The 13733-nt window shown below is 44.8% G+C and carries 9 protein-coding genes, 1 tRNA gene and 1 pseudogene; 5 read left to right on the forward strand and 6 right to left on the reverse strand.

The features are described from left to right. The first annotated feature begins 116 nt into the window (after positions 1-116). On the forward strand, positions 117-1442 hold the full coding sequence (gene tilS / locus PCAR9_RS04610; RefSeq protein ID WP_179982608.1) for a tRNA lysidine(34) synthetase TilS: 1326 nt from the start codon (positions 117-119) through the stop codon (positions 1440-1442). Between the two features lie 164 nt (positions 1443-1606). Here the strand turns inward: tilS and PCAR9_RS04615 are convergent, their stop codons facing one another. Continuing rightward, on the reverse strand, positions 1607-2506 hold the full coding sequence (locus PCAR9_RS04615) for a GGDEF domain-containing protein (RefSeq protein ID WP_179982609.1): 900 nt from the start codon (positions 2504-2506) through the stop codon (positions 1607-1609). A gap of 268 nt (positions 2507-2774) precedes the next feature. Between PCAR9_RS04615 and PCAR9_RS04620 the strand changes: the two genes are divergently transcribed. Continuing rightward, positions 2775-4742: a monovalent cation:proton antiporter family protein gene (locus tag PCAR9_RS04620; RefSeq protein WP_179982610.1), complete on the forward strand. Its 1968-nt coding sequence runs from the start codon at positions 2775-2777 to the stop codon at positions 4740-4742. Positions 4743-4811: 69 nt separating this feature from the next. Here the strand turns inward: PCAR9_RS04620 and PCAR9_RS04625 are convergent. Continuing rightward, positions 4812-5039 (reverse strand): annotated as a pseudogene (locus PCAR9_RS04625) (hypothetical protein). Between the two features lie 346 nt (positions 5040-5385). Between PCAR9_RS04625 and tadA the strand changes: the two are divergent. Then, complete coding sequence (gene tadA / locus PCAR9_RS04630; protein ID WP_332066569.1) at positions 5386-6114, forward strand: tRNA adenosine(34) deaminase TadA; 729 nt, start codon at positions 5386-5388, stop codon at positions 6112-6114. Between the two features lie 133 nt (positions 6115-6247). Here the strand turns inward: tadA and PCAR9_RS04635 are convergent, their stop codons facing one another. Together PCAR9_RS04635 and mltF are read right to left on the reverse strand one after the other, a co-directional pair. Next, a complete protein-coding gene (locus PCAR9_RS04635; RefSeq protein ID WP_012517585.1) occupies positions 6248-6403 on the reverse strand; it encodes a hypothetical protein in 156 nt (51 codons plus the stop codon). A gap of 249 nt (positions 6404-6652) precedes the next feature. Further along, positions 6653-8056: a membrane-bound lytic murein transglycosylase MltF gene (gene mltF / locus PCAR9_RS04640; RefSeq protein WP_179982611.1), complete on the reverse strand. Its 1404-nt coding sequence runs from the start codon at positions 8054-8056 to the stop codon at positions 6653-6655. 176 nt (positions 8057-8232) lie between these two features. On the opposite strand from mltF, the gene purL reads away from it, so the two are divergent. Then, positions 8233-12120 carry a phosphoribosylformylglycinamidine synthase gene (purL, locus tag PCAR9_RS04645; protein WP_179982612.1) on the forward strand — a complete coding sequence of 1296 codons (3888 nt, stop codon included), beginning with the start codon at positions 8233-8235 and terminating at the stop codon, positions 12118-12120. A gap of 257 nt (positions 12121-12377) precedes the next feature. Then, complete coding sequence (locus PCAR9_RS04650; protein WP_162889815.1) at positions 12378-12518, forward strand: hypothetical protein; 141 nt, start codon at positions 12378-12380, stop codon at positions 12516-12518. A gap of 128 nt (positions 12519-12646) precedes the next feature. Here the strand turns inward: PCAR9_RS04650 and smrA are convergent, their stop codons facing one another. After that, a complete protein-coding gene (gene smrA, locus PCAR9_RS04655) occupies positions 12647-13234 on the reverse strand; it encodes a DNA endonuclease SmrA (protein ID WP_179982613.1) in 588 nt (195 codons plus the stop codon). A gap of 415 nt (positions 13235-13649) precedes the next feature. Beyond that, positions 13650-13724: transfer RNA gene (locus PCAR9_RS04660), tRNA-Arg, on the reverse strand. Positions 13725-13733: the final 9 nt, after the last annotated feature.

Raw genomic sequence — 13733 nt, forward strand, 5'->3', positions numbered from 1 at the left:
GGGGTTGTTTACCATTGGTAACAACCCTTTTGCGTTATTAGAAAGTAAGTAATTAGCAGATACAAAGCTGAACCCTAATAAAACATAAAGTTGAAACAATAAGGTATTACTGGTCTGTGACCCCTCTACAATCCCCCACTATTGAACATATCGTCAATCGCATAGCCACGTCACTGACTGATGTAAAGCGACCACTTCAAACGCCACTCGTCGTTGCTTACAGCGGAGGTGTGGACTCCACGGTACTGCTTCAAGCCGTCGTCGCGTATAGGGAGCGTTATGAAACCCCAATTCATGCTGTACATGTACATCATGGCTTAAGCGAGAATGCCGACGACTGGGCCCGACACTGTGAACTCCAGTGTCGTCTTGAAGATGTTGAATTTCATCAATATCGCGTTGCTGTTGATACCAGCTCTAGAAAGAGTTTAGAGGCTGAGGCGCGTAAAGTTCGATACAACGCACTATTAGAAGTGTGCGAACAAATTGGCGGTGTACTGCTTTTGGGACAGCATGCAGAAGATCAGCTTGAAACCGTATTACTTCAGCTTAAACGCGGTGCAGGCCCACAGGGACTAGCGGGTATGGGCGAAGTGCAGTACCGGGGGGATACGCTAATAATGCGACCTATGCTAGCCCTAGAGAAAAGTGACATCATCGCTTATGCCGAAGAGGAAATGTTGCAGTGGGTTGAGGATGAATCTAATCAGCAAAATAGCTTTGACAGAAATTTCTTGAGAAACGAGATAATACCTCATCTGCTTGAGCGGTGGCCCCAGTTAACTAAAACAGTTGGGCGAAGCGCTGAGCTTTGTGCACAGCAAAGTGAGCTAGTCAGCGAATCTGCACAGCAATACTTCAAAGACTGTAGACGTGCGGATGCCAGGTTAGATGGACAAAAGCTTGCTGCATTATCTACCCCCTGGCAGGCTATGGTAATTCGCGCCTGGTTTAAAGCGCAGGGACAACTTGCACCTTCAAAAGCGCAGACAGACCAAGTACTTGCTATGCTGGGGGCGAAACATGATGCTACCCCTGAAGTAAATTTTAAGTGGGGCCGGGTTATACGTTTTGACCATGACCTTTACTGGGTAGTTAATGATACTTGCGAGATACCAGAGTGTCTCGAGTTAGTGTTAGACCAGTACATTCCTCTTCCTTGGTTACATGGGCAGGTGAGGGTAACAGTAACAAAAGACAAAACTAACGATACCGTCTCTTTGCAAACTAATGCGCGTAATCTGCGGATGAAACCTGAAGGCGCCAGCGTATCAAAGCTATTGAAAGAGTGGTTCAAAGTATGGCGAGTGCCTCGATGGAAAAGGGATGGTGTACCCACTATCTTTTTAAATGAAACTCCTGTGGCAATCATTGTTGATGACAAGGTTGTTTATCTACAACCTAAAGTTGAGCGTATTAATATAGCTTTTATACCTGTCTAAGCGCTAATTGGCCATATCCACATTACTTATAAGGTTTACTGAGCCAAATTCATTGTATTCGCGAAGAGCAGCAAGGCTTTTAATCTTTTAAATTTTTTCGGCAGATTATACTGATAAAGCGGCATTGAATTGCCGCTTTATTTTAAACAAGTAAAAGTTACCAGCTAGGCAGCGTCATAGCTGTTTTTGCCAGAGTTTTTCACCCGATACAGCGCGTTATCAGCGCGGTCAAATAAACTATCAACACTGTCGCCATCTCGATAGATTGCGCCACCGAGACTTGCCGATACACCTAATCGTGATAAGTAGGCAGAACTATTAATACTCATTTGGATTCTCTGGGCAGCACATGCTAATTGCTGCTGTGTTTGGCAGTCTAACAAACAGCAGAATTCATCGCCGCCATAGCGAAATGCTTCGTCTTCATCCCGCAGAACATTTTCAAGATGTGCTGCCACATGAACCAGTACTTTGTCGCCCTCACCGTGTCCAAAGTTATCGTTCACATATTTGAAGTTGTCTAGATCGATAACTAAAAGTGCAAATGGCTCATCATGTCTTTGTGCCCAGCCCAGTTGTCTTGTCATAGACTGCTGAAAGCCCGCGCGGTTGCCTAAGCTAGTCAGTACATCTTTGGTTGCCATTTGTTGAACACGCAATAAAGACAACGCATGCTTAACTTGTTTTCCAAATAAATCATGCAGTTGGAATAGGCTCTCCCTTTGCGATAATGACAAGGGTGAACTAATGTAATAATAGACATGGGCTTGCTCGCCATTAACAGAGCGTGCGCCTTGTAGTGGTAAATCAATCAGTGTTGACGATATCTTAGCGTTACCGTAGACCCAGCGGGAGTCGAAGTCGGATAAACTGAATCCAACAACAGGCAACAGCATATTAAGCTGCTGAAAATACACGCCTCCTAACTCTTGAAGTTCAAGCGTAGTCAGAAGCTGTGTTACAAAGCCCGATAATTCACTGAATGAAAGTGACTTACCTGTGCTCTCAGCAGGATAAAAATTGTTGTGTTGTGTGCTATCGTAGACTGACGTTGAAAAATCCACAGTAGTGCCCCTATACAAAATGCGTTGATATGCCGCAGAAATGAAACCAGTGTCAAAGCCCTGACGTTTCTGTGGTCATGACCGCATTTTCGCGAAAATTATGACGATCACAGCGGCAAAACTTGCCGGATCTGCATTTACATAGGGAATTTTGCAAACTGAATGCCAACAAGATATCTGTCGCATTAGTCTTTAGTTTAAGTGCAAAGCCGAAATGGTTATCGCGCTTATTTTACAAACGGAAGTTGATGTCGCTCTAGGAGGTTATGTGGGGACGAGTTTTTTAAATATTGTAATATTGATGTTTATATCGGTATGCGCAGTCGCCCTATTTAAACGGATTCATCTTCCACCTATTCTTGCTTATCTTTTTGCCGGTGTACTCGCAGGTCCACAGCTGCTATCTGTCTTTGCGCACCCCGAAGAAATGCACTTGTTGGCCGAAGTAGGTATTGTTTTTCTACTCTTTTCCCTCGGGCTAGAATTCTCCCTTCCTAAGTTGTTGGCTATGCGTTCTTTGGTGTTTGGCGTAGGGTTAGGGCAAATGTTGTTTACTACAGCGATATTTACCTGCGTACCGCTTTTCATGGGGATCCCAATTAGTGCATCTATCATTATTGGCGGTACGCTGGCGCTAAGCTCTACCGCTATTGTTATTAAACAAGCAACCGAAATGGGCATTCTCAATAACAGGCGTACACAGCTCGCCGTCAGTATCTTGCTCTTTCAGGACTTAGCCGTGGTCCCATTTCTTATAGCAATTCCACTGCTTGCGCAGACAGGCGAGGTGAGTATTGCCCTTGCTCTTGGAGAGGCACTTCTTAAAGGCGTATTCGTTATTGCGTTTTTAATGTCAGTAGGTAAGTGGTTACTTCCCTGGGTGTTTCGGGAAATTGCGAGAACCAGAACCGATGAGTTGTTTGTATTGACCACTATTTTGATCGCGCTGTTAGCTGGCGGACTTACCTATTATTTTGGTTTGTCGATGGCGTTAGGCGCTTTTTTGGCTGGGATGATGTTAGGGGAAAGCCAATACAAATATCAACTTGAAGCCGACATCCGCCCGTTTCGCGACATTTTGATGGGCTTGTTCTTTGTGACCGTGGGTATGCAGCTTGAGCTTACGGTGCTCTGGAACAGCTTATTTGAAATCGTATTCGGTGTTTTCGCGTTAATGATAGTTAAAGTTATCTTAGTCAGAGTTGCATCCATGTTAGTTAAAACTGACGCTATTGACGGCTGGTCCGCAGGCGTAAAACTTTGCCAAATAGGGGAATTTAGCTTCGTTATTGCGGCGCTTGCCACCACCCACGGCGTATTAACTACTGAGCAGTCATCGTTAATAGTATGTATGGGGGTGATAAGTATGGCGTTAACCCCATGGCTTATGAATAACAGTGTGGCTATAGCTAAGCGCATTGTTAACAAAGATATTTCTTTTGATGACGGCGCGACCTACGGCGATTCCGAGCCCTTGTCTAATCATGTCATTATTTGTGGGTTTGGACGCGTTGGCCAGTCGGTAGCGCGCATGTTGAAAATGGAAGGTATTCATTTTGTCGCTATAGATATGGACCCTGTCAGAGTGCATGAAAGCAGAAATGCGGGGGAACCCGTGATCTTCGGCGATGCCAGTCAAAAAGATATTCTGATCAATGCTAATGTAGAAAATGCAAAGCTTGTGCTTGTGACGTTTGACCAGGTCGATAAGGCCAAGCAAGTCATTACCCAGACCCGAAGTATAACAAACACTACAGATGTTATGGTTCGTACCAAACGAGACTACCAACTAGAAAGTTTGTACAGCGCAGGAGCAAACCAAGTAGTGCCTGAATTACAAGAAGGCAGTTTGATGCTGGTCTCGCAAGTGTTGCATTACGCCGGTGTACCTATGTCACGTATTTTAAAGCGGGTGCGGGCCGAGCGAAAAGGCCGTTATGATCATATGCACGGCTTTTATCCTGGAGAAACCACAGAAATCTCTTACGGGACGGAAGATAAACTGGAGTTTATTCATGCAGTAGTATTGTCTGAACGCGCCTCTTGCATTGGAAAAGCAATAAAAGATATCGACTTCACACGAATGCGTGTGGCCATTAAAGGCTTAAGACGTAATGGCAATGAAGTGAAAGACCCAGACCATGACGCTATTTTACAGGCTCATGATGTACTGGTAATTGCAGGTAAACCCCGACGAGTTGAGCGGGCTGAACGCAAACTCTTAGAAGGGAATTGATGTTTAACTGCCAGCGCAGGTACACTATAGGCGTAGGTTGCGCTGGCAGAGGAATTTATTTCACTAAACTTAAGCGACGCGGTCTTTCTCTAAATCGGCAAACTGCTTTTTTAAGTCGTAGCGTTCATCAGTGACAATCTTTTCGAGTACAGATACACGCTCTTTCAAATCTGCAATTTCCTGCTTGTAAGCTTCAGCTTCTTTATTGCTAAGTTTCTTTTTGCTTTTGTCTTATGCACTTTCGACAATGGTAACTAACGCCCAAGCACAAATGGCTACTATTGCAATCGCTGTCATGTTCACGGTGGTATCCCTCACAAATGGCTTTAAAAGAGTTTAGGTGAAAATGTGGTCAGTTGCCTAATTCACCTAGTATTTAGTTTTTATCTCTAATAAACAGAAACTAAATACTTATTAGTAAAATTACTGCTGCGCTTGGAGTACTATAACGGTTATTAAACTAAGTTTTCTTCAAAAAGTGTAACCAGTTAAGTCCTTAACACCAGCAGTGTTATAATGAAATATTGCAAGTAGGTTGCCAAGTGACAAAAGTCATTACTTTCTAGTTAGTTAGAATGTTTACCTAGATTTATGCAGAATTATTGTTAACTAATTTCACTAAATAAAGTAGCAAGATTGACTAATGAGTGACCAAAATAGCGACCTTTCGGCACCAGGTATCGACACTGGAAAAGCTCGGTCTAAAGAGCAAAGCACCGAGCATGTCACAGCGCAAGCATTAACGCCTGAAGTGCTCACCGCTGAAGAGGCGCTCGCAAAAGTAAGCGCTTCAAAAGAAAGCTCTCGCCAAGAGAACCCAGTTAAAGAGAAGATGAGCCAGGAAAACCTTATTAATGAAACGGTTACTCAAGAAGACCTGACGTGGATGAAGCATGCATTAACCCTTGCAGACAAAGCTGAATCTATAGGGGAAGTACCGGTAGGTGCCTGCGTAGTATTAAACGGTGAGCTTATCGGTGAAGGTTACAATACGCCTATAACAGATAACGACCCGTCTGCTCATGCTGAGTTGCGCGCTGTCAAAGAGGCCGCTTCTAAGGTGCAAAATTATCGACTCATTGACGCTACCCTATATGTCACTTTAGAACCCTGCTCTATGTGTGCCGGTATGCTTGTGCATGCGCGAGTAAAGCGGGTGGTGTTTGGTGCTAAAGATGCGAAAACAGGCGCTGCGGGTTCGGTCATGAATCTACTGCAACACCCAGCACTTAATCATCAAATTGAAGTGGTATCTGGCTTGCTAGCTGACGAGTGTGCTAACAAGTTGTCAGATTTTTTTCGAAAGCGCAGGAAAGAGATTAAGGCAGCCAAAAAGGCGAAAAAACAGCTAGAGAGGGATGCTTCAAGCTAATACTTACTCGGTTGGCTTGAAGATATGTTGTTTAGTGTTATTCGCCAGTTTGGTTTGCTGCGCTGGTAGGTTAAAAAAGAGCGCTTACTATTAATTGATTTCTATCAATGAAAGCAACCAGCTTATATATATTTTAGCTAGGTTTGCGGGTCAACTGAGTGAACATATCACTTGTAACAAATAGCTTGCGACGTTGAAGTACTTTCTGGTGGCAACGCTTAAGCATAAGTCTGCGTCTGTTGTTGTTTTTCAATTTTATTCCTTTTTTCATAAAGCGATTTTTTTTCATTTATTCTCCTTTCTCACATTGAGGTTATTTTCCTCGTTGTGACCACATTTCCCCGTTAAGAAATATGCTCTGTCGTTTGAACTAAGCTCTCATCTTTCGAGAGTCACTGTTCTTTTAGAGATTAATAATCTTTTAGAAAAATAAAAGTTCTGAGAAAGCGAGTTGGTTAATTACCAACTCGTTCAAAGGGTACATTATAAAGATGACATCGAAATGACAGTTTTCAATAGAGAAGCAAAACGAACTAGATTAAATTTTTCCTTGTTCATCTAACCAGACTAGGCTGTCGTAGTAGCGGCGAATGTTTTCTACGTATTGCAAAGCCTCATCACCTCTCGCATAGCCATAGCGGGTGTTGCGGTAATACTTTTTTTGCCTAAGCTGTGGCAAGCGGCGTTTCACATCTACCCACAAATCAGGGTTACCCCCTTGTTGCTCGGTAAGAACCCTCGCATCTTCCAAGTGCCCCATTCCAATATTATACGATGCCATAGCCATCCAGGTTCTATCGGGTTCGCTAATTCGTGCGGGTATGCGGCTTAGCAAACTGGCAAAGTAACGAGACCCGCCGCGAATACTTTGCTCTGGGTTGGTTCTATCATCTACATCCCAGTCACTTGCTGTATCCAGCGTCAGCATCATTAAACCGCGAACCCCAGTTCTAGATACAGCGTTACTATCCCAATGACTTTCTTGATAGCTCATTGCCGCAAGCAGTCGCCAGTCTAGATCTCCTGCGTATTTTTGAAATAGAGGTTTATATTGGGCTAATGCAGTTTCAGCTGCGTAGTTGAAAGCCCGGCTGTCTACGTAATCGAACTGTCGGATGTGGCCGAAATACTTATCCTCCAGCACCGTAAACCAACCAGATTGATGTACGGTTCCAAAATACTCAATAAGCGCAGCTTTCACTGAATCGTCTTGATGTAATGGCAGCGCCCAAGCCATTGGCATATTTTCGTCAAGGGTTTTTGCTACAGCCAAGTTTGGATAACGTCTGCGCTGTAAAGCTAAACGGTTGCTGTCGGCTACTGTATAAGCGATATCACCATTGGCTACTTGTTGCAGCAGTTCTTCAGAATCTGAATCTTCGGTGGTAACGAGCTCGGTCTTTATCACTACTTTTTCACTATCAGTTGCTTCGTCGCCTAAATCGCGTAAAAGATCAGAAAGTAAATGAGCTTGGCTGCTTTCTGCAACTGCAATTATAGGAGCATCGAGATCTAAAAGATCTCTAGGTCTGGATGTGCCTGCTTGGAATACGAGCTGCTGTTTAACATGTTGATAAGCCGGGCCATACGTGAAGCGGTTTTTTAGTGAAGGTGTCACCGCATCCCCCGTAGCAACAATGTCTAAGTTACCTTCCTCTAATTGCTCGAGCATGACTTCATAGCTGTAAAAAGGGTACAAATCGAGAGTGACCCCAAGGTAATCGGCAAACCCTGCCAGCAACTCGTACTCAAACCCCTGGGGCCCTTCAGCACCGTTATAAAAGGTTCCTGCGCCGTATACGGTTCCTACGCGGATGGTTTCTCGTTCTAATAATGAGGAAAGGGCCGTGGGGACCGAGGGCACGCCACAACTCATAACAGCAATGGATAAAATGATTATTAGTTGTAGTTTTAATCGTTTTTTATAGTCTTGTGACTGCATAGACCTTTACTTGTTGTCATCAAACTCGCTAAGTTTAAAAAAAAGTTCATGTTAGCGCGTTATGAGGTTACTTACTGTGCATAATTGCTCTATAATCCGCGCCGAAATACTCATCAATCCAAGAGACAACGCGTCGCATTGGTGGTCGTTGTTTCTAACAAACCAGGTAAATCAATATGTTGGTCCTTCGAGGCGCTCCTGCACTATCAGAGTTTAACCAAACTAAACTGATTGCAAAGCTGGGTCAATCCGGCGTTAGGGTTAAAAACCTATATAGCGAATATGTTCACCTAGTCGATTCCCAAGGTGACTTGTCTAAGCAGCAAATAGAAATACTCGAGAAGCTGCTCACTTACGGCCCCGCGAGGCAAGCACAAACACCTTCTGGAACCCTCTTCCTTATTACTCCTCGCCCCGGCACTATCTCTCCCTGGTCTTCTAAAGCCACCGACATCGCTCACAACTGTAGTTTAAAAAGTATCAATCGCATAGAGCGTGGATGCGCGTTTTATATCGAAATAGAAGATACATTAAGTGACGATGACTTTGCACTTATCGCTAGCTTCTTACACGATAGAATGACTGAGTCAGTATTTACTAAAACTGACGATGCAGCGGTACTGTTTGCACAAACCGAAGCTAATACTTTCACCAGTGTAGACGTATTAGGGGAGGGCAAAGAAGCGCTGGTTAATGCAAACGTGGCATTGGGCCTGGCATTAGCTGATGATGAGATTGACTACCTGTTTGATAGCTTTACCAAGCTAGGCAGAAACCCGACTGACGTTGAACTTTATATGTTTGCGCAAGCAAACTCTGAACATTGTCGGCATAAGATTTTTAACGCAAGCTGGACCATTGACGGCGAAGATCAAGAAAAGTCGCTGTTCAAAATGATCAAAAACACTTACGAGTTATTACCTGATCATGTGTACTCAGCTTACAAAGATAACGCAGCAGTAATGGAAGGCTGGGAAGCAGGGCGCTTTTTTCCGAATCCTCAGTCACACCAATACGAATACCATCATGAGAATATTGATATTTTGATGAAGGTAGAAACCCATAACCACCCAACGGCAATTTCACCGTTCCCTGGTGCCGCAACCGGCTCTGGCGGTGAAATTCGCGATGAAGGTGCTACAGGTCGTGGCTCAAAACCTAAGGCGGGTTTAGTTGGTTTTACCGTATCTAACTTACGTATTCCCGGCGCCGAGCAGCCGTGGGAAGCCGAGTATGGTAAGCCACAGCGCATTGTGAGCGCTCTCGATATCATGCTTGAAGGCCCACTAGGTGGTGCAGCCTTTAATAATGAATTTGGTCGCCCAGCGCTACTTGGTTATTTCCGTACGTACGAGCAAGAAGTTAATAGTTTTAACGGCGTAGAGGTAAGAGGCTATCACAAACCTATTATGCTAGCTGGTGGTTTAGGCAACATTCGCCGTGACCATATTGAAAAAGGCGAAATCACGGTAGGCGCTAAGCTTATTGTGCTTGGCGGCCCTGCAATGAACATTGGTCTTGGCGGCGGTGCTGCATCGTCAATGGCTTCTGGGCAGTCAAACGAAGATTTAGACTTTGCTTCAGTGCAGCGTGACAACCCTGAGATGGAGCGTCGCTGCCAAGAAGTAATAGATGCATGTTGGCAGCTTGGCGATGACAACCCTATTCAGTTTATCCACGATGTCGGTGCTGGTGGCCTTTCAAACGCTCTGCCTGAGCTAGTTAACGACGGTGGTCGTGGCGGTAACTTTGAGCTAAGAAAAGTATTGTCAGATGAGCCTGGCATGACACCGCTGGAGCTTTGGTGTAACGAATCGCAAGAACGTTATGTTATGTCTGTTGCACCGGAAAATATGCCGGTATTCGAAGCAATTTGCGCCCGCGAACGCGCGCCGTTTGCTGTGGTTGGTGAAGCCACTGCCGAGCAGCACTTAAATCTGAACGACAGTCAGTTTGATAACAAACCAATCGATATGCCGCTAGATGTGCTTTTAGGCAAGCCGCCTAAAATGCATCGCGATGTAAGCTCGACCAAGGTAAGCTCGCCAGCACTAGATGAGGCAGGCATTACATTAAGTGATGCAGCAAATCGCATTTTGTCTTTGCCTACCGTGGCAGAGAAAACCTTCCTTATCACCATTGGCGATCGCTCGGTAACCGGTCTTGTAAGTCGCGACCAAATGGTTGGGCCATGGCAAGTGCCAGTGGCGGATGTAGCAGTAACCGCTGCGGCATTTGACACTTATCACGGTGAAGCGATGACAATGGGTGAACGCACCCCGGTGGCTCTTTTATCACACGGTGCGTCTGCCCGTCTTGCGGTAGGTGAAGCGCTAACCAATATTGCTGCAGCAAACATTGGTGATATTAAGCGGATTAAACTGTCTGCTAACTGGATGGCAGCAGCTGGGCACCCAGGTGAAGATGCAGGTCTTTATGAAGCGGTAAAAGCAGTGGGTGAAGAGCTGTGCCCAGAGCTAGGTTTGACCATTCCTGTAGGTAAAGACTCTATGTCGATGAAAACTGCTTGGAATGAAAACGGTGAAGATAAAGCAGTAACCTCTCCGTTGTCACTGGTTATTTCAGCGTTTGGTGCAGTAAAAGATATTCGTAAAACAGTTACGCCTCAGCTACGCACTGATAAAGGTGCAAGCCGCTTATTGCTTTTAGATTTGGGCGAAGGTAAAAATCGCTTGGGCGCTAGCTGTTTAGCGCAGGTCTATACACAGCTTGGCGATAGCCCAGCAGATGTGGTTTCTGCTACCCGTCTTAAAGGCTTCTTTGACGCTATGCAAGCGCTTATCGAAAAAGGTTTGGTGCATGCTTACCACGACCGTTCAGACGGCGGCTTATTTACTACAGTGGCAGAAATGGCCTTTGCGGGTAAAACAGGTGTAAGCGTTAACCTTGATAGCCTTAAAGGTAATGACATTGCTGTACTATTCAATGAAGAATTAGGCGGTGTTATTCAAGTGCTTGAAAGCGACCTAGATGCAGTTAACGCGGTACTGGCTAAGTTCGATTTAACTGAGTTGACTCACGATATCGGTACATTAAATAGCACAGATATGGTTGAGTTTAACCGCGACGGTGTAGCTGTACTTGCGGATAGTCGTGTATCTATGCGTACTACCTGGGCGCAAACTACGTTTGAAATGCAAAAGCTTCGTGATAACCCAGAGTGTGCTGAACAAGAACACGCTGCGAAGCAAGATGCTGCCGACCCTGGTTTGCATGTAGCACTATCTTACGATGTCAACGAAGATGTTGCCGCACCTTACATTGCCAAAGGCGTTAAGCCAAAAGTGGCGATATTAAGAGAGCAGGGCGTAAACTCGCATCTAGAAATGGCGGCTGCATTTACCCGTGCAGGCTTTGATGCTATCGATGTGCACATGAGTGACGTGTTGGCGGGTCGCATTACCCTTGAACAGTTTGCGGGTCTTGCAGCTTGTGGCGGTTTCTCTTACGGCGACGTATTAGGTGCAGGTGAAGGTTGGGCGAAGTCTATCCTATTCAACAGCATGGCGCGGGATCAGTTCGAAGGCTTCTTTAACCGCAACGATACGTTCAGTTTAGGTGTATGTAACGGTTGTCAGATGCTATCGAACCTAAAATCATTGATTCCTGGCACTGAGCACTGGCCGCACTTTGTTACTAACCAGTCAGCGCGTTTTGAAGCTCGCGTTGCTATGGTTGAAGTGATGGAGTCTAAGTCTGTGCTGCTAGATGGTATGGCAGGCTCGCGTATGCCGATTGCTGTGTCGCACGGCGAAGGTCAGGCTGAATTTGCAAATGAAAACGCGCTATCGCAGGTTAGCGGTCAGGTAGCCATGCGTTATGTAGACAACTATGGCAAGCCAACTATGCAATACCCGGCTAACCCGAACGGTTCACCGCAAGGTATTACTGGTTTAACGTCTGTCGATGGGCGCAGTACAATTATGATGCCTCACCCTGAGCGTGTATTTAGAGCCGTTGCAAACTCATGGTGCCCAGACGATTGGCAAGAAGACGGTGCGTGGATGCGTATCTTTAGAAACGCCCGTAAGTTTGTTGGTTAATATTACAGTGTGACCTTGATAAGCAGGGGGAAACCCCTGTTTATTTTCTATAAAAATACTGTTTAATAAATGCGCATACCTTAAATGGGTGTCAAAGCTTTGGCAAAGTGTCAAAAATCTGATTTTTGCCCTTGTCATCAGTTTGTCACTGATCTATTGTAGTGCAAGCAAGGATTGCAATTAGGTTACAGGAGTTGAGTTAGGGTTGTACCAGTGTTTAGCAATTGCTTACTGGTTTTAATAATAAGAGACGACCAATGAATCGTTCTTCAAAAGGGTTTGGCTTAACCGGAGTGGCTGTAGCTGTAGTGCTGATGTTCGTAACTGCTGTTTTTAGCACATCTGCGAAATCTGCCGAAGCTCCAACAACGCTAAGTGTGCAGTCTTCAGTTAAGTAGTCTGAAAGAAAAATTCTAACGCCCGTATCAAGTTACTTGATACGGGCGTTAATCATTGGGGCTATTAAAAAGCTTAAAACGAAACGAACCCAATGCTCTGCCGTAGCCCGCAAAACTTGTCTCTCACTTTATCCTTTCTTATTTTTTTCTCTGTTTATTAGTTTTTGCTGAGGGTGCTTTTTCAGCAACACATAGGTGGCGCCAAATCCGCCGTGCATAGGCTGTGCTGTATGATAGGCAATCACCTCATCAAGTTCACGTAGCCAATGATTTACGTAGCTTTTTTTCAGCGCAGGAAATGGCTTACTATTTTCACCCGTTCCATGTTTTATAAGTAGGGCACGAACCCCACGTTCGTGGCTTGACTTAATAGTGCTATAAATCAGGTCCCGGCTTTGTTCTAGGGTTTTTCCTGATAATGTGACATTGGTTTCCAACGGATATTTGCCAAGGCGAAGCTTTTTAAATACGCCGTCTTGGATCCCCGGTTGTTGATAATGTATAAAATCATCGGGCGGCACCGGCTTTACACCTTCCATACTTAACGGGTTAGCAAGCTTGTCGCGAACACTGACTTTCAACGCAGCCCGTTTTTGCTTTTCGGCAAGCGCCTTTTCAGGATCGTGTAATAAAGCCTTATCATCTGAAGCGATTGGTTTTACATCTTGCATTTCAGCAAAAAACGAATCGATATCGTCGTTTTCAAAATGGCTCATACTATTCCCCGTATTAACTACTACATAATATTTATACGTTATTTTTTGCCTGAAGGTCTATGCGAAGTGCACTTATTGGAAAGCTAAAGGCGAAGAAAGACAACGCATAAAATAGGCAACGGCTATGAAAATGGGGATTAATTTTGAAATTTCATCGGTTAGTAGATGGCACCTGGCTCAGATAGTGCCTCTATGGCAAACCATTCCTCTTCGGTAAATGTTGAATCACTCGGTGTTTCAACATCATCGCCAGTTTCTTCTTGGGGGACGAATCGAAAGTCATTGTGCTCTCCTGTTTAGAAGAGTATTGCGCAATTCGATTAAATTACAACCAAAGTAGAAGAAATAAACATAATGATAAGGGAGTGGAATGTATAGGAAGGTTTACTCTATTTTGGGTTTAAGCCAGCTTAAATGGCGTCCCCAGCTGGAATCGAACCAACATCTAAGCCTTAGGAGGGCCTTGTTTTATCCATTAAACTATGGGGACCTAATGCGT

Source organism: Alteromonas macleodii, assembly GCF_903772925.1.
Taxonomy (GTDB): Bacteria; Pseudomonadota; Gammaproteobacteria; order Enterobacterales; family Alteromonadaceae; genus Alteromonas; species Alteromonas macleodii_A.

Bases quoted from the DNA above. Each gene is read 5' to 3' on its own strand.
- mltF (WP_179982611.1), bottom strand. From the start codon at position 8,056: ATGCAGTCACAAGACTATAAAAAACGATTAAAACTACAACTAATAATC.
- PCAR9_RS04650 (WP_162889815.1), top strand. From the start codon at position 12,378: ATGAATCGTTCTTCAAAAGGGTTTGGCTTAACCGGAGTGGCTGTAGCT.
- PCAR9_RS04635 (WP_012517585.1), bottom strand. From the start codon at position 6,403: ATGAAAAAAAATCGCTTTATGAAAAAAGGAATAAAATTGAAAAACAAC.
- tadA (WP_332066569.1), top strand. From the start codon at position 5,386: ATGAGTGACCAAAATAGCGACCTTTCGGCACCAGGTATCGACACTGGA.
- purL (WP_179982612.1), top strand. From the start codon at position 8,233: ATGTTGGTCCTTCGAGGCGCTCCTGCACTATCAGAGTTTAACCAAACT.
- smrA (WP_179982613.1), bottom strand. From the start codon at position 13,234: ATGAGCCATTTTGAAAACGACGATATCGATTCGTTTTTTGCTGAAATG.